The organism is Meridianimaribacter sp. CL38, from assembly GCF_004328055.1.
Classification (GTDB): Bacteria; Bacteroidota; Bacteroidia; order Flavobacteriales; family Flavobacteriaceae; genus Gaetbulibacter_B; species Gaetbulibacter_B jejuensis.
Genome location: NZ_QKWS01000001.1, coordinates 295,543 through 318,207, shown reverse-complemented (window position 1 = coordinate 318,207; position 22,665 = coordinate 295,543). Strand labels below are relative to the sequence as shown.

At 32.0% G+C, this 22,665-nt stretch carries 21 protein-coding genes; 5 read left to right on the top strand and 16 right to left on the bottom strand.

Annotated features, from left to right (window positions below; all coding sequences use genetic code 11):
* The first annotated feature begins 38 nt into the window (after nt 1-38).
* Nucleotides 39-839, top strand: coding sequence for a bifunctional 2-polyprenyl-6-hydroxyphenol methylase/3-demethylubiquinol 3-O-methyltransferase UbiG (locus DMZ43_RS01530; RefSeq protein WP_131505922.1), 801 nt, complete (start codon nt 39-41; stop codon nt 837-839).
* Here the strand turns inward: DMZ43_RS01530 and msrA are convergent.
* The 3 genes from msrA to DMZ43_RS01515 form a co-directional block, all read right to left on the bottom strand.
* Nucleotides 836-1,516 (bottom strand): peptide-methionine (S)-S-oxide reductase MsrA, encoded by a 681-nt coding sequence (gene msrA / locus DMZ43_RS01525; RefSeq protein ID WP_131505921.1) that lies wholly within the window; start codon nt 1,514-1,516, stop codon nt 836-838. The genes DMZ43_RS01530 and msrA overlap by 4 nt on opposite strands.
* A 122-nt stretch (nt 1,517-1,638) precedes the next feature.
* Nucleotides 1,639-2,418, bottom strand: a complete 780-nt coding sequence (locus DMZ43_RS01520) for a zinc ribbon domain-containing protein (RefSeq protein WP_131505920.1) — start codon at nt 2,416-2,418, stop codon at nt 1,639-1,641.
* Between the two features lie 2 nt (nt 2,419-2,420).
* On the bottom strand, nt 2,421-3,515 hold the full coding sequence (locus DMZ43_RS01515; protein ID WP_131505919.1) for a Nif3-like dinuclear metal center hexameric protein: 1,095 nt from the start codon (nt 3,513-3,515) through the stop codon (nt 2,421-2,423).
* A 49-nt stretch (nt 3,516-3,564) separates the two neighbouring features.
* Here DMZ43_RS01515 and lpxK point away from each other — a divergent pair, with 49 nt between their 5' ends.
* Nucleotides 3,565-4,575, top strand: coding sequence for a tetraacyldisaccharide 4'-kinase (gene lpxK, locus DMZ43_RS01510; protein WP_131506520.1), 1,011 nt, complete (start codon nt 3,565-3,567; stop codon nt 4,573-4,575).
* Here the strand turns inward: lpxK and DMZ43_RS01505 are convergent.
* The 7 genes from DMZ43_RS01505 to DMZ43_RS01475 are packed head-to-tail and all read right to left on the bottom strand — an operon-like array spanning nt 4,572 to nt 11,850.
* A complete protein-coding gene (locus DMZ43_RS01505) occupies nt 4,572-6,797 on the bottom strand; it encodes an ATP-binding protein (protein WP_131505918.1) in 2,226 nt (741 codons plus the stop codon). The two genes, lpxK and DMZ43_RS01505, sit on opposite strands and share 4 nt — an antisense overlap.
* A 48-nt stretch (nt 6,798-6,845) precedes the next feature.
* Entirely contained in the window at nt 6,846-7,844 is a 999-nt protein-coding gene (gene gap, locus DMZ43_RS01500) for a type I glyceraldehyde-3-phosphate dehydrogenase (RefSeq protein ID WP_131505917.1), read from the bottom strand.
* Nucleotide 7,845: 1 nt separating this feature from the next.
* Entirely contained in the window at nt 7,846-8,724 is an 879-nt protein-coding gene (gene lipA / locus DMZ43_RS01495; protein WP_129759223.1) for a lipoyl synthase, read from the bottom strand.
* 50 nt (nt 8,725-8,774) lie between these two features.
* Nucleotides 8,775-9,989 carry an Nramp family divalent metal transporter gene (locus DMZ43_RS01490; protein ID WP_131505916.1) on the bottom strand — a complete coding sequence of 405 codons (1,215 nt, stop codon included), beginning with the start codon at nt 9,987-9,989 and terminating at the stop codon, nt 8,775-8,777.
* On the bottom strand, nt 9,989-10,537 hold the full coding sequence (locus DMZ43_RS01485) for an RNA polymerase sigma factor (protein ID WP_131505915.1): 549 nt from the start codon (nt 10,535-10,537) through the stop codon (nt 9,989-9,991). The genes DMZ43_RS01490 and DMZ43_RS01485 overlap by 1 nt, the downstream gene beginning before the upstream one ends.
* Nucleotides 10,528-11,640, bottom strand: a complete 1,113-nt coding sequence (locus tag DMZ43_RS01480; protein ID WP_187347831.1) for a glycosyltransferase — start codon at nt 11,638-11,640, stop codon at nt 10,528-10,530. Before DMZ43_RS01480 ends, DMZ43_RS01485 begins: the two co-directional genes overlap by 10 nt.
* A gap of 6 nt (nt 11,641-11,646) precedes the next feature.
* Entirely contained in the window at nt 11,647-11,850 is a 204-nt protein-coding gene (locus DMZ43_RS01475; protein ID WP_131505914.1) for a membrane or secreted protein, read from the bottom strand.
* A 166-nt stretch (nt 11,851-12,016) separates the two neighbouring features.
* Between DMZ43_RS01475 and aqpZ the strand changes: the two genes are divergently transcribed.
* On the top strand, nt 12,017-12,703 hold the full coding sequence (gene aqpZ / locus DMZ43_RS01470) for an aquaporin Z (protein ID WP_187347830.1): 687 nt from the start codon (nt 12,017-12,019) through the stop codon (nt 12,701-12,703).
* Nucleotides 12,704-12,776: 73 nt separating this feature from the next.
* Here aqpZ and DMZ43_RS01465 read toward each other — a convergent pair whose 3' ends face one another.
* The 4 genes from DMZ43_RS01465 to DMZ43_RS01450 all read right to left on the bottom strand — a co-directional run bounded on the left by DMZ43_RS01465 (nt 12,777) and on the right by DMZ43_RS01450 (nt 16,560).
* Complete coding sequence (locus tag DMZ43_RS01465; protein ID WP_129759219.1) at nt 12,777-13,577, bottom strand: anti-sigma factor; 801 nt, start codon at nt 13,575-13,577, stop codon at nt 12,777-12,779.
* A gap of 11 nt (nt 13,578-13,588) precedes the next feature.
* Nucleotides 13,589-14,119 carry an RNA polymerase sigma factor gene (locus DMZ43_RS01460; RefSeq protein WP_129759218.1) on the bottom strand — a complete coding sequence of 177 codons (531 nt, stop codon included), beginning with the start codon at nt 14,117-14,119 and terminating at the stop codon, nt 13,589-13,591.
* A gap of 236 nt (nt 14,120-14,355) precedes the next feature.
* Nucleotides 14,356-15,369: a UDP-N-acetylmuramate dehydrogenase gene (gene murB / locus DMZ43_RS01455; RefSeq protein ID WP_131505912.1), complete on the bottom strand. Its 1,014-nt coding sequence runs from the start codon at nt 15,367-15,369 to the stop codon at nt 14,356-14,358.
* The gene (locus DMZ43_RS01450) at nt 15,370-16,560 is read right to left on the bottom strand and encodes a pyridoxal phosphate-dependent aminotransferase (protein ID WP_131505911.1); all 1,191 of its coding nucleotides are present in this window, start codon (nt 16,558-16,560) and stop codon (nt 15,370-15,372) included.
* Between the two features lie 116 nt (nt 16,561-16,676).
* Here DMZ43_RS01450 and DMZ43_RS01445 point away from each other — a divergent pair, with 116 nt between their 5' ends.
* Nucleotides 16,677-18,008, top strand: a complete 1,332-nt coding sequence (locus tag DMZ43_RS01445) for an aspartyl protease family protein (protein WP_238155749.1) — start codon at nt 16,677-16,679, stop codon at nt 18,006-18,008.
* A gap of 48 nt (nt 18,009-18,056) precedes the next feature.
* Here DMZ43_RS01445 and DMZ43_RS01440 read toward each other — a convergent pair whose 3' ends face one another.
* Nucleotides 18,057-18,482 carry a DUF1573 domain-containing protein gene (locus DMZ43_RS01440; protein WP_129759215.1) on the bottom strand — a complete coding sequence of 142 codons (426 nt, stop codon included), beginning with the start codon at nt 18,480-18,482 and terminating at the stop codon, nt 18,057-18,059.
* Nucleotides 18,483-18,666: 184 nt separating this feature from the next.
* Between DMZ43_RS01440 and DMZ43_RS01435 the strand changes: the two genes are divergently transcribed.
* A complete protein-coding gene (locus tag DMZ43_RS01435) occupies nt 18,667-21,300 on the top strand; it encodes a valine--tRNA ligase (RefSeq protein WP_131505910.1) in 2,634 nt (877 codons plus the stop codon).
* A gap of 81 nt (nt 21,301-21,381) precedes the next feature.
* Here the strand turns inward: DMZ43_RS01435 and rodA are convergent, their stop codons facing one another.
* A complete protein-coding gene (gene rodA, locus DMZ43_RS01430) occupies nt 21,382-22,659 on the bottom strand; it encodes a rod shape-determining protein RodA (RefSeq protein WP_131505909.1) in 1,278 nt (425 codons plus the stop codon).
* Nucleotides 22,660-22,665 lie beyond the last annotated feature (6 nt).

Here is a 22,665-nt window from a genome sequence, read left to right as displayed (position 1 = left end):
TATCAAAATTGTACTTTGGATGTTTTAAAAGCTGAAATATGGAAAACTTAACAAAATATTTTGAAACCAATAAGGCAACTTGGAATGAAAAGACCAAGATTCATGTTGAAAGTGGAATGTATGATCTTGAAGCTTTTAAAAATGGAGCATCTTCACTTATGCCATATGAGTTAAAGGCTTTAGGTGATGTGAAAGGAAAGTCTTTGTTGCATTTGCAATGTCATTTTGGTCAAGATACTTTAAGTTGGAGCAGGCTAGGAGCTAATTGTGTAGGTGTCGATATAAGTGATGAAGGCATTGGTTTTGCTCAAAAGCTAAATGAAGAACTAGAGTTAGATGCCGATTTTGTGTGCTGTAATGTTTTAGAAACCTCTAAGTATGTTACTGATACCTTTGATATTGTTTTTACAAGCTATGGTGTTATTGGTTGGTTACCAAATTTAGAACCTTGGGGACAAATGATTGCTGATCGTTTAAATAAAGGAGGTGTTTTTTATATGGCTGAGTTTCATCCTATAGTTTGGATGTTTGATTATTTAGAAGGTAAACCTATTATGAAATATGGTTACATGCAAGATGAAGTGATCTATGAGGAATATGAAGGTACTTACGCTAATACCGATTCAAAAATGATTAGTAAGGAATATGGTTGGAATCATGGATTGAGCGAAGTAATTAACGCATTAACTAAAGCAGGATTACGAATAGACTATCTAAATGAATATGACGAAAGTCCGTATAACGTACTACCAGATTTAGAACAAACCAAATCTGGTATGCATGCTACTAAGGATAAACTTTATCCTTTAATATTTGAGATAAAAGCAACTAAGGTTTAGTTCTCTTTGTTTATAATGTCTTTAGCTTCTTTTTTTACTAAGTAAGGACATGATCTTTTAAACTGCTCCAAACGTTTTCTAGATACATTTTGTATGTAAGCATTATTTGGATTGCGTTCTTCAAAATCTTGATGATAACCTTCAGCTTCCCAAAATTTTTGAAAAGGCATTATTTCGGCAGCAATAACAGCATTTAATTTGGTTGCCCATTTAGCTTTTTGGGTTTCAGCTATTTGTTTTTGCTCGTTATTTTGATAAAAAATAATAGAGCGATATTGCGAACCTCTATCAGGACCTTGACCATTAACTTGTGTTGGGTCTTGAGAGCTAAAATAGACTTCAACCAAATCAGAAAAACTTACAACCTTAGGGTCATAAATTACCTCAATACTTTCAGCATGACCTGTTCTACCTGTATTACTAGATTGGTATGTTGGGTTATTAGTATGACCTCCAGAATATCCTGAGATTACTTCGTCTACACCAATAACACTTTGGTAAATAGCTTCAGCACACCAAAAGCAACCACTTGCAAAATAAGCTTTAGCTTTTCCATCTTTTAAAGGAACTTCAACAGGCTCTAGAGTCATTAAAGCTTGTTGTTTTTTATTGGTTTGAGCAGTGTTTTGGCAACTAAATAAAAGGGTAATAACTAATATTGAAATGTAATTTTTCATAGGTAATTTTCTTTTTATAGTCGTATAAAGATAATTAACCTTAAAGATGAAGTGTGAAAATTTTATTAAATAAAAAACCCAGACGTTGAGGCCTGGGTTTAAATATGCATTTTTAAAATGGATTATAACTTAGCAAAAAGCTTTTCCATTTTTTCTTTTTGTTCTTCAGCTAAAGCTGCATCAACTAAGATACGACCACTGTGCTCATCAGTAATTACTTTTTTACGTGAAGCAATTTCTGCCTGTACTTGAGGTGGAATAGTAAAGAAAGAACCACCAGATGCACCTCTTTCAATTGGTACAACAGCTAATCCGTTTTTTACATTATTACGTATTCTTAAATACGCTTTTACTAACCTTTCATCAATTTGCTTTTGGTACTCTTCAGACTTTTTAATTAGAGCTTCTTCTTCTTTTTCAGTTTCAGCTAAAATAGCGTCTAATTCACCTTTTTTGTGTTTTAAGTGCGTTTGACGGTCTTTAAGTTTGCTTTTAGTTTCAGAAATAATTTCTTTTTTCTGTTCTATTTGAACCTTAAATTCTTTAATGTGCTTTTCAGCCAATTGAATTTCAAGTTCTTGATATTCTATTTCTTTTGTAAGTGAGTTGTACTCTCTGTTGTTTCTTACATTTTTTTGCTGCTCGCTGTATTTTTTGATTAAGGCTTTAGCTTCTTCGATTAAATTCTTTTTAGCTTTGATGTCCTCATCAATCATTTCAAGATTAGAACCTAATTTTTCTAGTCTTGTATTTAAACCTTCCACTTCATCTTCAAGATCTCTAACTTCTAAAGGGAGTTCTCCACGCACATTTCTTATTTCGTCTACTCTCGAGTCGATTAATTGTAAGTCGTAAAGGGCTCTCAATCGATCTTCAACAGAAACTTCAACTTTTTTTGCCATAATTATAAATACTTTACCGGATTTGTATTTGTCATTGATAAAACGACTGCAAAATTAGTAATTTTTTTTGATAGATAGTCAGCTAAAAATGTTTTTGTGTGTTGTTCGCTCTCATAATGACCAATATCCATTAAGATTATTTGGTCTTCTGCAGCAAAAAAATCGTGATATTTTAGATCAGCAGTTATTAAAACATCAGCATTTGCTGACTTTGCAGCAGATATCGCAAAACTACCTGAGCCTCCAAGCACAGCAATTCTTTTAATGCCATCTTTTACGATTTTTGAATGACGAATTGCAGTAACATTCATTTTTTCTTTCACATAATTAAAAAAATCAGTAGTTGGCATTTCTTTTTCAAGTTCTCCAACCATACCTATTCCTATGTTTTGGTTATAATTGTCTAGAGTTGTTATTTCGTAAGCTACTTCTTCGTAAGGATGATTTTTAAACAATGCAGTAACAATTTTTGATTCTAAATGTTTACTAAACGTAACTGAAATTTGAGTTTCTTCTTCAAAATGTAGCACGCCTTTTTCTCCAATAGTAGGGTTTGAAGATGCATTACCTTTGTAAGTGCCAATGCCTTCACTATTAAAGCTACAATGATCATAATTACCAATAGCTCCTGCACCAGAATTAAATAAAGCAGTTCTTAGCGCTTCAGCATTATTTTTAGGAACATAGGTTGTAAGTTTTTTAATTGTGCCTTTTTGAGGAATAAGAATCTTTTTCGATTTAAGGCTTAACTGGTTACAAATAATGTCATTAACACCTTGTAGAGCATTGTCTAATGCAGTGTGGATAGAGAAAATAGCAATATTGTGCTTAATGGCTTTAATTACTACACGTTCAACATAAGTGTTGCCATTTAGTTTTTTTAAGCCTTTAAATATTATAGGATGAAAACTAACAATAAGGTTGCAGTTTTTTTCAATGGCTTCGTCAACAACAGATTCTAGTGTGTCTAAAGTGACTAAAACACCAGTTAATGGTTCGTTTTTATCACCAACCAAAAGTCCAACATTGTCAAAATCTTCGGCATAGTTTAAAGGGGCTAGTTCTTCTAAATAATTAATTACATCTTTTATAAGCATAATGGCAGTAAAGTTTGTATCAAAGATAAAATATTATACTTTAGTTGCGATGAAGTTAATACGAAACATATTGTTGCCTGTTGTACCAATTTATTATTTGGTAACATGGTTGCGAAATAAGTTTTACGATGCTGGGATTTTTAAATCCACATCTTATAATTTTCCTTTAATAGCAGTTGGTAACTTGAGTGTTGGAGGAACAGGAAAAACACCAATGATAGAATACTTAATTAGATTGCTAAAGTCTAATTATGAAGTGGCAACCTTAAGTAGAGGTTACGGAAGAGTCACTAAAGGCTTTGTGCTAGCTGATAAAAATACTGATGCAATGCGTATTGGAGATGAGCCTTTTCAGTTTTATTCAAAGTTTGAAACTATTAAAGTTGCAGTTGATGCTAATAGGAGAGAAGGTATTGTCAACTTAAGGGCTTTAACCCCTAAGCCAGATGTGATTTTATTGGATGATGCTTTTCAACATCGAAAAGTAAAAGCTGGTTTTTATGTATTGTTAACATCTTACAATGCGTTGTATGTAGACGACTTTTTATTACCAACAGGAAATTTAAGAGAACCAAAGCAAGGAGCAAAACGAGCTAATGCAATAGTAGTTACTAAATGTCCATCTAGTTTATCTGAACAAGAAAAAAATGAGATTATAAAACGGTTGAAGCCAAATGCTAATCAAGATGTGTTTTTTAGTTCTATTGAGTATTCTAATACTGTTATTAGTTTAGCAGAAGAGCAACCTCTTGAGTTTTTTAAAGATAAAAAAATTACTTTGGTAACAGGTATTGCTAATGCGAACCCGCTAGTTGAGTATTTAAAATCAAAAGCATTAGACTTTAAGCATTTGAACTTTAAAGATCATCATTTGTTTTCGGAAAATGAGATTAATGCATTGAAAGAAGAACACATTATATTAACCACCGAAAAAGATTATATGAGACTTTCGCCTCATTTTAAAGGAGAAGGGAATCTCTACTACTTACCAATACAGGTAAGTATAGATGATAAATTGAGGTTTGATAGATTAATTAATAATTACATTGAAAGCTGTTAAATAGCCGTTGGACTTTGGTTTTGTACCAAGGCATTAAACAGTTTTCTTTCAAAATCTTCTTGTTTGAATGGTTTTGAAATAATATCATCAAAACCAGCTTCATCAAACTCGTGCATTTTGTCTTCTAAGGTTACAGCTGTTAAGGCAAAAATAGTAAGTTCCTTATCAAAGGTTCTTATTATTTTAGTGGCTTCTAAACCACTAATTCCAGGCATGTGGATGTCCATTAAAACTACATTGTAGCTCTCTTCTTTTACCTTTTCAACAGCTTCTTCGCCATTATCAACAACATCACAATAAAGATTCATTTTATTCAGAATTTTCTTTGTAATCATTTGGTTGATTTTGTTATCCTCAACCACTAAAATTTTAATGTTACTTAAGTCCAATTCGTTGATGTTTTTAGAAAAATTCTCTTTTTTAACTTTTACAGTTTCTTCAGTGTAGGCAAGTGGTATTTCAAAAAAGAATGTTGATCCTTTCCCTAATTCACTTTTTAAATAAATTTTACCTTTTAATATCTCAATAAGTCCTTTTACAATGGAAAGCCCTAGACCTGTTCCACCATATTTTCTGTTGATTTGAATAGAGCCTTGTGAAAAGCTCTCAAACATATTTTCTTGCTTTTCTTTAGTAATTCCAATTCCGTTATCTTCAATTTCAAATCGCACATTAAAGACACCATTTTTTTCGTTGATCTTGTTAACTCTTACCCAAATGTCTCCATCTTTAGTAAACTTTATAGAGTTACCAATTAGGTTGATAAGGATTTGAGAAATCTTTAATTGATCAGCTTCAAACGTTGTTGGAAGGTCTTTGTCATATTCGTAATGCATTTGAATATTATTATCCAATGCCGAATTATTTAATGCTGAAATTACATTTTCAACTTTACTTTTAAGATTGAAAACCTCGGGATCTAACTCAACTTTGTTAGCTTCAATTTTATTAATTTGAAGAATATCATTAATGAAGGTTAATAAATAGTCTCCCGAAAATTTAAGCGATTTTAAATGTGGTATCTGGTCTGGTTTCGGGTTTTCATCCAATAACATGTTTGTAAGACCAGTTACAGCATATAAAGGTGTTCTCAACTCATGAGTTACGGTTGATAAAAAGTTTGCTTTGGTTTTTGAGGCTAACTCAGCTTTTTCTTTTGCGATTACCAACTCATCATTCTTCTTATGCAGCATGTTGTTGGTTTTTAGCCTTATGTTGTTGTTTTTGTATAAAGATAGAGTAAGTAAAGAAAGGATAGTAATTAAAGCAATACTCAATATAGTTGTGATTTTTGTAAGATTACTTTCTTGATCTTTTTCTTTTACTTGAGCTTTTAATTGTTGGTTTTCAGCGTCTTTGTATTCATTTATAAATTGTGCTCTTTTTTCAGGAGAAAGATTTTCTCTTTTAATATCTAAAATAGAGTCAGATAGCCTAATGTGTTTTTTAAGGAATTCATTAGCAAGCTTATAATTACTGCTTTTTTGATAAATATCGCTTAGTGTTAAATAGCTTTCGTTAATGCTTTCAACAATATTGTTGTCTTTTGCAATGTCTAAACCTTCTTTGGTCATCGAAAGTGCTAAGTTGTTGTTTCCAAGCTCTTGTAGTACTTTTCCGCTGTTTATTAAAGCACTACTTAAAATACTATTTTGCTTATACTTTTTTGAAAGTATTATAGACTTTTCAAGCAGAGATTTTGCGGTTTTATAATCTTCTAGTTTTATGTAAACTTTAGCTTCATTTAGGCATACTTCAGAAATGTATTCTTCCATATCCTCTTCTTCAAACTTAGTTTTAGCTGAATTAAAATAACCTAAAGCAGTAGTGTAATCTTTTAAGTTGTAGTTAATAATTCCCCAAACATTATAGGTAGTTGCTAAATTAGCGTAGTCATCAATGCTTCGTTGAATTTCTGCCGACTTTGATAATGATAATAGTGCGTTTTCAGGTTCGTCAACAGTAAATTGTAATCTGGCAATTTTAGTATGAATAATACCTTCACTTTTTTTATCACCTAATTTTACTGAGATTTCTAGCGCTTTTTCGAGGTTATCTTTGGCGCTGTAGTAATTACCTCTTTCGCTATCAAAAGATGCTTGGGTAATATGATTTTCTAAACGCAATTCTAAAATATCAGCATCATCTACAGCGTTTTGCGATGATAATTGAGTAGAAAAGCAAACTAAAAAAATAACTATGTAGTACTTAATTTGGGACATATTTAGACCACTTTAATTGAACAAATATAATTATTTATTCGATAAAAGTTATGATTTCTCCGATAAATTGCAAATTAAATCTAAAATTCTTGAAGAATAACCAGTTTCATTGTCGTACCAACCAATAATTTTAACCATATTTCCAATCACTGAAGTCATTTGAGAATCGAAGATGCATGAATGTGTATTTCCCACAATATCAATGGATACAATAGGGTCTTCAGTGTACTCCAAAATGCCTTTTAAGTAGGTTTCAGAAGCAGATTTGAAAGCAGCGTTTACGGCTTCTATTGAAGTGCTTTTTTTAACATTGAAGGTAATATCGGTTAAAGAGCCATTTGCAACAGGAACTCTAATACCACAACCTCCAATAACATTGGCTAAATCAGGGAAAATTTTAGTTAAAGCTTTTGCAGCACCTGTAGTTGTTGGTACTATTGACTGTCCTGCAGCTCTTGCTCTTCGTAGGTCTCTATGAGGCTGATCATGTAAACTTTGATCGGTTGTGTAAGAATGTACTGTAGTAATGTAAGCTTGATTGATACCACAAAGTTCATTAATAATTTGAATCATTGGAGCTGCATTATTTGTGGTACATGAGGCGTTGGAAAGTATAACTTCTTGTTGATCAACAATGCTGTCATTAACACCTAAAACTACAGTTTTTATGTCATCTTCATTTGGTGGAACTGAAAGAATTACACGTTCTGCTCCATTTTTAATATGATATTCGAGTGTGTTTTTATCTTTAAACTTTCCTGTAGCTTCAATTACAAAATTGACATTGTAAGGACTCCAATCAATATCTTTAGGATTGTTTTTATTTAGTAAAGGAATGGTTTTGTCATCAACGATGATGTTATTTTCATCATGAGAAATTTTTTTGTTGAAAATACCATGAATACTATCGTACTTAAGTAAGTGGCTTAGCGTTTTAGTATCAGCAAGATCATTGATAGCGACAACTTCAATGTTTTTGTAGTTTTGAATGAGCCTAAAAACACGTCTGCCTATTCTTCCAAAGCCATTAATAGCAACCCTTGTCATTTTAGTTGATGTGTTTTTGCGCTTTGTAAGACGATCTAACCAATGCGCTACTTTCTACATGACGGAAACCTAAACCAAGTCCTATTTCTTCGTATTCTTTAAATTGGTCTGGAGTAATAAATTGCTTAACAGGTAAGTGTTTTTTGCTTGGTTGTAAGTATTGACCTATTGTTACTACATCAACATCATTTTCTTTTAGGTCATGAAGCGTCTCAATAACTTCTTCTCTGGTTTCACCAAGTCCTAACATAATACCAGACTTTGTTCTGCGTTGTCCTTGAGCTTTTAAATATTTTAAAACACCTAAGCTTCTATCGTATTTTGCTTGAATACGAACTTCTCTTGTTAAGCGTCTCACAGTTTCAATATTGTGCGAAACAACTTCAGGTGCTACATCTATAATTCTGTCAATATGTTGTTCAATACCTTGAAAATCTGGGATAAGTGTTTCCATTGTGGTATTAGGGTTCATTCTACGGACTGCTTTTACAGTTTCAGCCCACATAATGCTTCCCATGTCTTTAATGTCATCTCTATCAACACTAGTCAATACAGCATGTTTAATATTCATTATTTTTATTGAACGTGCTACTTTTTCAGGTTCGTCCCAATCAAGTGTTTCTGGTCGTCCAGTTTTAACACCGCAAAACCCACATGAACGTGTGCAAATGTTACCAAGAATCATAAAAGTTGCAGTTCCTTCTCCCCAACATTCACCCATGTTAGGGCAACTTCCTGAGGTGCAAATTGTGTTTAATTTGTACTTGTCAACAAGACCTCTTAGTTCAGTATATTTTTTACCTGTAGGTAACTTTACACGAAGCCATTTTGGTTTTGGTTGTCTCTCAGTTGAAGTATTTGTAGCAGTTTCTGTATTCATTTATTATCAATTGCAGATGCAAAGATACAAAGTATAATCTTAAAATGATGTTATAATGTAGTGAGATACCAAATGCTGAATGCAAATAAAAATAGAATTCCTAACCAGCTTAAAATATGCATTGTAATAGATGGTCTCCACTCTTTTGGTGTGTTTTTGCTACTAATGAGTTTGTAGTTTATTATAGCGTAAAAAGGAGCTGTTAAAAAAGATAATATTGTTGCTACTTTAACAAGTAAAACCATTTCTGAAGCTAGCAGAAAAAAGATGCAAATAGTTCCTGTAGTTAATAGTAAAATCCAAAACAAATAACCTTTCTTTAATGAGTTTTTAAACAATAGCTGAGACGCCCTATCCATTGCTCTTGGTGAAGCATCTAATGTGGTTAAAGTTGTACTGAACATGGTAGTAAAAGCTGCAATTGCGATAATAATATAAGACCAATTGCCAAGGTTTTGCGTGTATAATTTTACCAATTGATTACAAAAAATATAGGATTTACTACTAAAGGTTTCACCAGATTGAAACATTACCAAAGCTCCTAATGCTATAAAACCTAAACCAATAATAATGGCAGCAGCGTAACCAACATTAAAATCGGTAAGTGATGATTTTACAGTAAGGTCTTTAGTTTCTTTTTGTTTTTCTATTGCCCAAAGCGAATGCCATATTGAAATGTCTAAAGGTGCAGGCATCCAACCCATAAATGCAATTAAAAAACCAACTTCAATGCTGCCTTTTGGTAAAATTTGAGAGAATGAAACATTATGTTCATTGTTAATTAATGCAATTATAACAGCTACAATAGTGCTTATAGTAAGTGTAACAACAATAACCTTCATTAATTTGTCAAGGAAGTTATAACGACCTTTTATTAAAATGCTTAAGCAGATAACTAAAATGATAATACTCCATACTTCAACAGTAATAAAATCTCCAAAAAGCGTAGAAGCTAAACCAGCAGTTACAATAGTTACAGCAGCTTGAATGGTAAACATTGTTGCAAATGTGAGTAAGAAATAGATGATGAGAACACCTTTGCCTAGTTTTTTGTAACCGTCTAAAAGGCTTTCACCTGTAGCCATTGCATAACGAGGACCAAACTGAAAAAAAGGATATTTAAATAGATGTACAATTAATAAAGCCCAAACTAACCCAAAGCCAAAATCGGCTCCAGCTCTTGTGGATTGTACCAAATGAGAAACACCTATTGCTGCTCCAGCAAACAATAAACCAGGACCTAGGGTTTTTAAATTAAATCGCATTACTTTTTAGTAATAATTTCAGCTAATAACTTTTTTGCTCTTAAGAGTTTTACTTTAACATTATTAATTGGTTCTTCAAGTTGTTCAGAAATTTCTTTGTAACTCAATTCTTGAAAATACCTAAGGTTAATAACTTCTTGGTAATGAGGCTTTAGTTTTTTTATGTCGCGAAGTAGCTTTGCTAAATTTTGTTCGGTAATTAATTTATCTTCAGGTGATGGAGACTCATCAATAATACCATAATATTCGTTTTCAACATCGCTATTTACAGTGTTTGAAATTGATGATTTTCGTTTTCGAATTAAATCTATATGAATGTTTTTTGAAATGGTAATTAACCAAGTTTTAAAAACATATTTATCATCATAAGTGTGAATTTTATCAAAAGCCTTTGAGAATGTTTGAATGCTAATGTCCTCAGCATCATTTTCGTTTTCGGTTCTTTTTAATTGAAAACCATAAACGTCATTCCAAAATTTATCCAATAAAAAGTTAAACGCCATTTGGTCATTTAGCTTAGCTTTTTCAATGGCTTCTTTTACTTCCAATGGTTAGGTTTTGATTTCAGATTTTTTATAAATATAAAGAATTGTACAACAATTAAAAACAATTCTAGAATAGGGAGTAGAGGGAGTAAATCTTTTTCGTCTAGCTTTTTGGCGTTACTACCCATTATAGCGTAAAAAAAGATAAGCCTAAAAGTAATTAACGATACTACTATTTGCCATTTAAACATAAAGCTTAAGAGTACAATTGCTAAAATCCAAAACAAGAATTGTGAACAGTAAAACAGTGTCAATAAAACTTTATGTTTTGTTTTATAACGATTAGCAGTACTTATATGTCTTCTTTTTTGAAGAATCCAATCTTTAAAGGTTGTTTTAGGTTTTGAAATGGTAAAACTGTTTTTTGATACACAAATTGTAGTGTTTTTTGAATTTCCAATTTCGTTTACAAATAAATCGTCATCACCAGAGTTTAAATCAATATGATTCATAAAACCTCTGGCTTCATAAAACGTTTCGCTTCTGTAAGCTAAGTTTCTACCAACAGCCATGTAAGGCAACCCTATTTTTGTGTAAGAAAGGTATTGAGTTGCGGTTAAAAGAGTTTCAAACCGTATTAACTTATTTAAAAACGAACCTTTAATTTTCTGGTAAGCACCATACCCAATTACAATAGATTTAGTATTTGAAAAATGACTACTCATTTCACTAATCCAATGCTTTGATGTAGGCTTGCAATCGGCATCAGTAAATAACAAAAAGTTATTTTTTGCAGCTTTAATACCTAATGTAAGCGCATATTTTTTGTTTCCCCAAAAGGCTTCAATGTTTTTTACATTTACAATTTTAATAGTGTTAAATTGACTTTTGAAGTGTTCCATTACTTCTAAAGTATCGTCTTTTGAGCTGTCGTTTATGAGTACAACTTCAAAGTTGGGATAGTCTTGATTTAAAATAGATGGAAGGAATTCCTTTAGGTTTTCAGCCTCATTTTTGGCACAAATAATGACTGAAATAGGACTATTCTTTGGTTTCTGTTCTTGAGGTTTTGAGAACGAAAACTTTCCAAATAAAATAATATAAAAAAATGCTTGAATAGCTGTAACTAATATAAATATATAGAACAGTATTTCTAGTATAAGCATTAAGGTTTATGAGTGTTGAGGTTCATTACAATTCTTGAACTGATCAGGCGTTTTTCCGCAAAAACCACAAGCTTCTCCACTTTTGTTTAGCATAGGGTTTTGACTAGCACATGTACCAGCAAATTCCCCATCTTTTTTTGCCCAAAGTTTTATAGCAATTCCAGCAATTCCTAAGCCTAAAAGAATTAATGTAATAAGTAAGAGTTTCATTGTAAAAATTTTTACAAAGATACTATTTTAATATAGAATGATGAAAGGGTTTTAATAAGCTTTTAACGGATTGTAAAGTGCTCATTTTGTGACTTATTAACAAAATTAGTGTCGTAAGCATAAATAGAATTACATTTATTTATCTAACTAATAAAATTTTTTAATCATGAAAAAATTATTCGCAGAGTTCTTCGGAACTTTTTGGCTTGTATTTGGTGGTTGCGGAAGTGCAATTTTTGCAGCTGCTTATCCTGATTTAGGTATTGGGTTTGTTGGAGTAGCATTGGCTTTTGGTTTAACAGTGCTAACAATGGCTTATGCTGTTGGTCATATTTCAGGAGCGCATTTTAATCCTGCAGTTTCGTTAGGGTTATGGGCAGGAGGAAAGTTTCCTGCTAAAGATGTGTTGGGTTACATTATAGCTCAATTAATTGGTGCAATTGCTGCTGCAGGAGTGTTGTATCTTATTGTAACAGGAAAATCAGATTTTGTGGACATTGGAGGTTTTGCTGCTAATGGTTATGGAGAGTTGTCTCCTGGAGGGTTTAGTATGACTTCTGTTTTAATGACCGAGTTTGTGTTAACAATGTTCTTTTTACTGATTATTTTAGGAAGTACCTACGTGAAAGCACCTGAAGGTTTTGCAGGAATTGCTATTGGTTTAGCTTTAACTTTAATTCATTTAATAAGTATTCCAATTTCTAATACATCAGTAAATCCTGCTAGGTCAACAAGTCAAGCATTATTTGCTGGAGGAGAATTTACCTCTCAGTTATGGTTGTTTTGGTTAGCTCCAATTGCTGGTGCTATTGTTGCTGGGTTAATTCATAAAGCATTATTCTCAAAAGAATAAGTTTTATAGAGATGATTGAATAAAAAAACCACCTGAATTCAGGTGGTTTTTAGTTTTATTAATGTGAAATTAACTAGTTGTTTTTTAAAGCTATTTCTGCTACGGCATTTTCTGCACTAGCACTGTTTTGGTTTCCTTTAGGCTCTATAGTTATACTTAAGCCTAAAGCATCTTCCATATAAGGTATTTGTTTTAATTTTCTATTAGCAACGTCCAAAATACCAAGGTTTACCATCTTGTCTTGTAACTCAGCCCAAATTTGATAGGTTTGGTTTTCAGGTAATTTTGGTAAAGACACCACATCAATCATTGATGTTTTTTCTTTTGCATTAATGTAAGCAACGGTTTTAAGGTCTTTAGCTCTTTCATTACCTCTTAATACATATTTTTCAGTATCAGGATTGTTAAGTTCCATAAACTGGCGCATAACATCATCTAACTTACTGTTGTTTTTTTCTATGTCGCTTCTTAAATCAAAAATCTCGTCTACAACTACTTGGTTTTCTTTTAATAAAGACTGATTTTGAAGGTATAACATTGTAGCTGCTCCAGCAAAAACAAATGCAGCAATACTTGCAGCAATACTGTATTTGTACCAAGGCGTTTTAGACTTTACCTTTTTTGGTTCTAAAGAAATTACAGGTTTTTCGTCAATGGCTTCATGAATTGAATCTAAAATAAACATAGGAGCTTCAACAGCATTAGCCTTAGCAAGAATTTCTAGGTTGTCTTGCAATTTCATGTACTCTTCTTCTGCTTCAGGATAAGTAGAAATGTAGTGTTCTACTTCCGTTATTTCAGAAGGAGTTGCTGTGCCTAATATGTACTTATCTATTAGACCAGATTGTAAAAAAGAATGTAGTTTTGTTTCCATTTCAATACTTTTTAATGGACATAGAGCTTTTTTAATTCTCGTAATCCAATTTTTAATCTAGACTTTACAGTACCTAACGGAATATCTAATTCATCACTAGCTTCTTGTTGCGTCATGCCCTCAAAAAACAGGGCTTTCAAGATAATTTGATACTTTTCGTCTAGTCTTGCAACATGCTCTTTTAAATCGATAACATCTTGATTTAAAGTTGCTGTTGGTAGAATATATACGTTTGATTTGTCGATTTGGACTTCTTTTTCAAATCTATTATTAAAACTTCTTAATTTATCTATTGCTGTGTTCCTTGCAATTCGGTATAACCAAGTAAATAATTTAGCCTTTTTAGAGTCGTATTTTTTAGCGTTTTTCCAAACTTTTACAAAGGTTTCTTGTAGTGCATCTTGAGCTATTTCTTCGTTTATGGTTACTTTTAAAATAACACCATAAAGACTGTCAGCATAATTTTCATACAGTAAATTAATTGCCGCTTTGTCTCCTTTCTCAAGGAGATTAACAATAGTTTGCTCAATCGACGTGCTCAAAATTTTTTAAAATTTAGTGTTAATTTAAAAAAAATGTACCTTAAAAAAATCCAAAGTACCTTTTTAAACGTATATAAATAAAGGTAGTAAAATTACTAAAATTACTACATAGTTGATAGATTGATTACAAATTAAATACTATAGAGTACTATTTTCTTAGTAAGAAATTGATTAATAGCTTTTTTCAAAAAATATTCTATAGCACGTTAAAGCCTCTGATTTAGAGGCTTTTTTTATTAGATGATATTGACTTCGGTTTCGATATCAATATTAAATATTCGTTTTATAGTATGCTGAATTAATTTAGCGAGTTTTAAAATGTCACTTCCTTTAGCGTTGTCGTAATTAACCAAAACTAAAGCTTGTTTTTTATGAACTCCATAATCTCCAAAGGTTTTTCCTTTAAAACCAGCTTTTTCTATTAACCAACCAGCAGGTACTTTAACTAACTTATCAGAAACTGTATAACTTGGTATTTCAGGAAAATTAGCTTGTAATTCATTAAAATGATCAGAGGAAATTACAGGATTTTTAAAGAAGCTTCCGCTATTGCCTATTTCTTTTGGATCAGGCAATTTGCTTTGGCGAATAGCAATAACTGCTTTTGAAATATCTTGAATAGTAGGATGGCTTACTTTCATGTCTTCGAGTTGACTAATAATAGCTCCATAACCAGTATTTAACTTATGCTCTTTTTTGGTAAGTTTTAAGTTAACACTTGTAATAATGTATTTCCCTTTAGCGTCTTGCTTGAAGATTGACTCTCTATACCCAAACTTACAATCTTGTTTGTTGAATGTTTTTGTGTGTTGTGTAGCAATTTCCATTACCTCACAGCTTTCAAAAACATCTTTTAACTCAACACCATAAGCACCAATATTTTGAATTGGAGCAGTTCCAATATTACCAGGAATTAAAGATAGGTTTTCAATGCCACCTAAATTATGCTCAAGACACCACAATACAAATTCGTGCCAATTTTCGCCAGCATAAGCTTTAACAATAGCATAGTTTTCATCTTCAGAAATTATTTCAATTCCTTTAAGATTCACATGAATTACTAGCGCATCAATATCTTTAGTAAGTAGCATGTTACTACCACCACCTAATATGAATTTTTCTGGATACTCATTTGAAGCCAAAATACTTGTAAGTTCAGCTAATGAGTTTACTGATGTAAAGTGTTTTGCTTTAGCATCAATACCAAATGTGTTATAGGTTTTTAAAGATTTTTGTTGCTCTATCAAGATTTAGTCTTTGTAAACTTTTAGTGCTTCTTTTAAAATATTTACAGCTTTTATAAGGCTATTTTCATTAAGTACGTAAGCTATTCTAATTTGGTTTAAACCAACTCCAGGAGTAGAATAAAATCCAGCAGCAGGAGCAACCATTACAGTTTCTTTGTCAATATCAAATTTTTCTAACAACCACTTAGCAAAATTATCAGCACTTTTTACTGGTAATTCAGCAATACAATAAAATGCTCCTTTTGGTTTAGCTACTTTTACACCATCAATCTTTTCTAATTCAGAGATAAGCGTATTTCTTCTAGATACATAATCATTTATAACACCATCAAAATAGCTTTGAGGTGTAGATAAAGCTGCTTCACTAGCAATTTGTGCTAAAGTTGGCGGACTAAGTCTTGCCTGAGCAAATTTAAGAGCAGTTTTAATAAACGATTTGTTTTTTGATACCAAGTACCCAATTCTTGCGCCACACATGCTGTAACGTTTTGAAACAGAATCAATCATTATCGCGTTTTCTGCAATACTTTCTTCTTGCATAATGGAGTAAAACTCGTTACCATCGTAAACAAACTCACGGTAAACTTCATCTGCAATTAAAAACAAATCGTGCTTTTTTACTATTTGAGCTAGTTTCTTTATTTCCTCTTTAGAATATAAATAACCTGTTGGGTTTCCTGGATTACAAATAAGAATTGCTTTTGTTTTAGGCGTAATTAGTTTCTCAAACTCTTCAATAGCAGGTAATGCAAAGTTGTCTTCAATTTTGGAAATTACAGGAACAACCTTAATGTCAGAAGCAGTTGAAAACCCATTGTAATTTGCATAAAAAGGCTCAGGAATAATAATTTCATCGTCAGAGTCCATTATGCTACCAAAAGCAAATAACAACGCTTCGCTTCCTCCAGTAGTAACTATGATATCATCATGTTCAACTTGAATATTGTTTTTATGGTAATATTCAGCAATTTTTTTTCTGTAGGCTTCAGATCCTTCAGATCTTGTGTAAGCAAGTATGTCTAAAGAATGTACTTTTACAGCATCTAGAGCCACTTCAGGAGTTTTAATATCTGGTTGTCCTATGTTTAAATGATAAACAGTTTTACCATCTTTATAAGCTTGTTCAGCGTAAGGCACTAATTTTCTTATTGGAGATTCAGGCATTAATTGCCCTTTTTTAGAAATTGTCGGCATTTTTTTGATTTAAAACGCAAAGTTCTGAAAATTATCTTAAAGTTTTTTTAAAAAACACATCTAAAAAAGAATCTTACTTCAAAGATTTGTAAATTGTATATAGTCAATCATTTAAAATGCTTAAAAGGATACTTGTCAATATTGGGCTTTTTTTGATGTGTACTTTGGTTTGTGCGCAAGATGATTTTAATCTGCCAAACAATAAAGATTACACAAAAATTAACTTTAAACTTATTAATAACCTAATAGTTTTTCCAGTAGAGGTAAATGGTGTTGAACTCTCATTTTTGCTAGATTCTGGAGTTAGTAAACCTATCTTGTTTAACATTATTAATTTAACAGACTCATTGCTGGTTAATAATGTAGAGCGTATTTACTTACGTGGATTAGGTGCTGATGGTGAAATTGAAGCGTTACGATCTAGAGAGAACTTTTTAAAAGTAGGTGATGCTATTAATATAAATCAAGACATTTATGTGGTTTTTGATAACTCAATTAATTTTACACCTAGATTAGGTGTAGATGTTCATGGAATTATTGGGTATGATATTTTCAAAGATTTTGTTGTAGAAATAAACTATAGGTCAAAATTTATAAAACTATTCAAACATAGTGAGTATAAGTATAAAAACTGTAGGAAATGCGAATCTTTCGATATGATATTAAATAAGAACAAACCTTATATAGATGCATATGCTGAAATAGATACAATTAAAACTCCAGTTAAATTACTCATTGATACAGGGAGTAGTGATGCTTTATGGTTATTTGAAGATCATGAAAAGCAAATATTACCACCTAATGAAAAATATTTTCATGATTTTTTAGGTAAAGGTTTGAGTGGAAATATACATGGAAAACGCTCAAGAGTTAATTCATTTTCTTTAGGTGATTTCCATCTAGAAAATGTAAACGTCGCATATCCTGACTCTGCTTCTATAAGTCATGCGCGAAAATTTGAGGAACGAAATGGAAGTATTTCAGGAGATTTATTGAAACGCTTTAATATAGTTGTAGATTATAAAAACTTAAAAGTAACATTAAAAAAGAACAGCAACTTTAGAAAGCCTTTTTTTTATAATAAAAGTGGAATAGTATTAGAGCAATATGGAGTAAGGGTTATAAAAGAATTAGGTGAAAAAAAGTATATAGATAGTTATGGAAGAGAAAATAGAGATAACATTATTGTTGATTTTTCTCAAACATTTCATTACAGTTTAAAACCATCGTATACAATTGTTGAGTTAAGAGAAGGATCTCCTGCTGCGAGAGCAGGACTTGAAATAGGAGATGTTATTTTATCAATCAACAACAAAGGGACTCATAAAATGACATTACAAGAAGCTACTTTATATTTTTGTGAAGAAGATAAAAAACTGATTAAATTAGAGGTCGAACGAAAAGGAGTTATAAAGACATTCACTTTTAGGTTAGAAAGCCTATTATAACTAAAAAAGCCCTCAAAAGAGGGCTTCAATTTTTTATTTAACAAAGTATTATTGTTCCATAACACTCTTGTCTTTCTTTTCTAAAACACTTGTCTTACTTGGGTCAACAACTAGACCTTTAATTTTAAGAGCTACAGTAGGTGTTTCAGCATTAGATGTTACTGTAATAGTTTTTCTAATTGGGTTTACTCTGTTAGTATCATACTTTACTTCAATTTCACCAGTTTCACCAGGCATAATTGGACCTTCAGGTTTTTTTGGTACAGTACAACCACAAGTAGACTTTACATTAGAAATTATTAAAGGCGCATTACCAGTGTTTGTAAATTCAAACACACGAACACCATTTGAACCTTTTTCAATGGTTCCGTAATCAATGACATCTGTTTTAAATTCAATTTTTGCAACTTTCTCTTGAGCGAAAGTTCCTAGGCTTAAAAGCCCTACAAATAAAATTACTACTAAATTTTTCATCATTTTAATTTTAAATTGATACTTCAAAGCTACTTACTTTTTATTGTTAAGCAAAATTTATTAGACGTATTACAGCAATATTAACATAGTTAAAAGCAAATAACACTATTATTTCGCTCAATAATTTCTAAAAAAAAGAAATATAAGTACTTTTGCACATCATTATTCAAAAACTATTCCAAAGATGAGTATTCCATCAAAATATGATGCACAGAATGTAGAGAGCAAGTGGTATGATTACTGGATGAAACATAATTATTTTCATTCAAAACCAGACAGTAGAGAACCATATACTATTGTCATTCCACCACCTAATGTCACTGGAGTACTACATATGGGACATATGTTGAATAATACAATTCAAGATGTTTTAATTCGTCGTGCACGTTTACAAGGTAAAAATGCATGTTGGGTTCCAGGAACAGACCATGCATCTATTGCTACCGAAGCAAAAGTTGTAGCAAAACTTAAAGATCAAGGTATAGATAAAAACGATTTAACTCGCGACGAGTTTCTAAAACACGCTTGGGATTGGACTCACGAATATGGAGGTGTAATACTAGATCAGCTTAAAAAATTAGGTTGCTCTTGTGATTGGGAACGAACAAAATTCACTATGGACGAAGACATGAGTGAAGCTGTGATAAAAGTATTTGTTGATTTGTATAACAAAGGACTTATTTATCGTGGTTACCGAATGGTGAATTGGGATCCTGAAGCAAAAACAACGCTTTCAGACGAAGAGGTAATCTATGAAGAAAAACAAGGAAATCTTTACTACTTAAATTATAAAATAGAAGGAGGTAATGATACGTTAACTATTGCTACTACGCGTCCTGAAACCATTTTTGGAGACACAGCAATTTGTATTAATCCTAATGACGAACGTTTTACGCATTTAAAAGGTAAAAAGGCAATTGTGCCTTTATGTAATCGTGTGATTCCTATTATTGAAGATGATTATGTGGATGTTGAGTTTGGTACAGGTTGTTTAAAAGTTACACCAGCTCATGATGAGAATGATAAAATGCTTGGTGATAAGCATAATTTAGAAGTTGTTGATATTTTTAATGAGGATGCTTCACTTAATAGTTTTGGGTTGCATTACGAAGGTAAAGATCGTTTTGTAGTAAGAAAAGAAATCACTAAAGAACTAGAAGAAAAAGGGTTTTTAATTAAAACCGAAACCCACATTAATAAAGTAGGAACTTCCGAAAGAACCAAAGCTGTTATCGAACCTCGATTAAGCGATCAATGGTTTTTAAAAATGGAAGAACTGGTAAAACCAGCAATAAAAGCTGTTTTAGAAACAGGAGATGTTAAGTTGTTTCCAAAGAAATTTGAAAATACCTATCGTCATTGGATGGAGAATATTCGTGATTGGAATATTTCTAGACAGTTATATTGGGGACATCAAATTCCTGCCTATTTTTATGGAGATGGAAAAGAAGACTTTGTGGTTGCTGAAACCAAAGAAGATGCACTAGAGTTAGCTAAGACTAAAACTTTAAACTCCGAACTTCAGGTTTCAGACTTAACTCAAGACCAAGATGCTCTAGATACTTGGTTTTCATCGTGGTTATGGCCAATGAGTGTGTTTGATGGTGTTAGAAACCCAGATAACGAAGAGTTTAAATACTATTATCCAACGAACGACTTGGTAACAGGTCCTGATATTTTATTCTTTTGGGTAGCTCGTATGGTTATTGCAGGTTATGAATATACTGATGAAAGACCATTTGAAAATGTATACTTAACAGGATTGGTACGCGACAAGCAACGCCGTAAAATGAGTAAATCTCTAGGGAATTCTCCTGATGCTTTAAAGCTAATTGAAGAGTTTGGAGCAGATGGTGTTCGTGTAGGGTTGCTGTTAAGTTCTGCTGCAGGAAATGACTTGTTGTTTGACGAAGCCTTATGTCAACAAGGTAAAGGGTTTGGTAACAAAGTATGGAGTGCATTTTACTTAACAACACTTTGGGAAGTATCTCAAGATATTGAGCAGCCAAATTCAAGTAAAATAGCTTTAGAATGGTATGAAGCCAAGTTTCAAAAGGCGTTAATTGAGATTGAAGATCATTTTAGTAAATACCGTTTGAGCGATGCTTTAATGAGTATTTACAAACTTATTTTTGATGATTTCTGTGGTTGGTTATTAGAGATTGTAAAACCAGCTTATGGTCAACCAATAGATGCTGTAACCTATAATAAGTTGATCTCCATTTTTGAAGAGAACTTAAAAATTATGCATCCATTTATGCCATTTATAACTGAAGAAATTTGGCAAGCCATGGGAGAGCGTTCACCAGAAGAAGCTTTAATCGTAGCAAAATGGCCTGAGCAAAAATCAGTAAACGAAGCTTTAATTACCGAGTTTGATTTTGCATCACAAGTAGTTTCAGGAATTCGTTCTGTAAGAAAAGATAAAAATATTGCGTTTAAAGATGCTATTGCATTTTCGGTTTTAAACAATGAGCAAATTCAACCAACATTTGATGAGGTAATTAAAAAGTTAGGAAACTTAGAAGAAGTCGCTTATGTTACTGAAGCTGTTGAAGGAGCTTTGACTTTTAGAGTAAAATCTAACGAGTATTTTATACCTATGTCTGGAGCTATTGATGTTGAAGCTGAAATTAATAAGCTAACCGAAGAGTTAAACTATACTGAAGGGTTTTTAAAATCAGTACAGAAAAAACTATCAAATGAGCGCTTTGTAAACAATGCACCAGAGCAGGTTGTAGCTTCTGAAAAGAAAAAAGAAGCTGATGCTTTAGCAAAAATTGAAACCTTAAAAGCAAGTTTAGCGAGTTTGAAATAAAACAGTGAAAACTATAGATAAAAGAAAAGGAACTGAATTTCAGTTCCTTTTTTGTTTTTTTAAAGAGGTTTTTTGACTTATTTACCACTCATTAATCTTGTTACTGTCTAGCTTTACAAAAATAAATAGTAGTATGGTAAAGCCCCAAAGCCCTGAGCCTCCGTAACTAAAAAAGGGTAGAGGAATACCAACTGTTGGTATTAAGCCCATTACCATTCCTGTATTAATTGTAAAATGCACAAAAAGGATGGATGCAACACAATAGCCATACACTCGGCTAAATTGGTTCTTTTGAGATTCGGCTAAGTACAGAACTCTAATAATTAATGCTACAAATAAAACAACAACCAATGCACTACCAGCAAAACCCCATTCCTCTCCAACTGTGCTAAAAATATAGTCTGTATGCTGTTCTGGTACAAACTTTCCTGTAGTTCTAGTCCCTTGTAAATATCCTTTTCCTGTTATACCACCAGAGCTAATTGCTTTTTCAGATTCGTTGAGGTTGTACAAGATGGTTTGCTTCATCTGTTGTAGCTTTTCAGGATCTTTTTCTAAGCGTAACCAAAGGCTAATACGGTCTTTTTGGTGAGGTTTTAAGATACTGTCATAAAACGTACGAACACCAAAAGCGAATCCAATGCATAAGACTAAAACAACAATGGGTTGCAAAAACGAAGCACGCTTTTTTCGTTTTAAAAAGTAAATGGTAAATATTAAAACAGCTGAGAGAATAGCTGTAAACAAGACACCAAACTTTAAGGATAGTACAGATAATAATAGTATTGCAACAGCAATAAGTAAGTAAATTTGTTGTAAGCCTTCTCTATAAAATACAAAGAAAAAAGAAGCATAGACTATGGTGCTTCCTGCATCATTTTGTAATAAAATAAGAATTGCAGGAACAACTATTATAGCTACAGTTTTTAATTGGTCTTGAAGGGTTTTCATGTTGGTTTGCAAATCGCTAATGTATTTAGCAACTGCTAGTGATGTTGCAAATTTTGCAAACTCACTTGGTTGTAATGTCATTCCTCCAATGGCGTACCATGAGGTAGCACCATTAACGTTTTTTCCAAAAATGAATAAACCAATTAGGGAGAGTAATGAAATGAAATAGATGATACTAGCAAACCGTTCATAGAATTTTGCTTCTATAGAAAGAATGATGACTATTAGCGCAAGAGTAAGCATTATAAACATAAGCTGTTTGCCATAAGGTTGACTCATGTCAAAATAACTAGTGATTTCTCCTGTGTGTGATGCCGAAACGATGTTAAGCCACCCAAATCCAACAAGAATTAAAAACAATGCTATTGTTATCCAATCAAATTTAAAGCCTCTGTGTTCTCTCTGCATTTATCT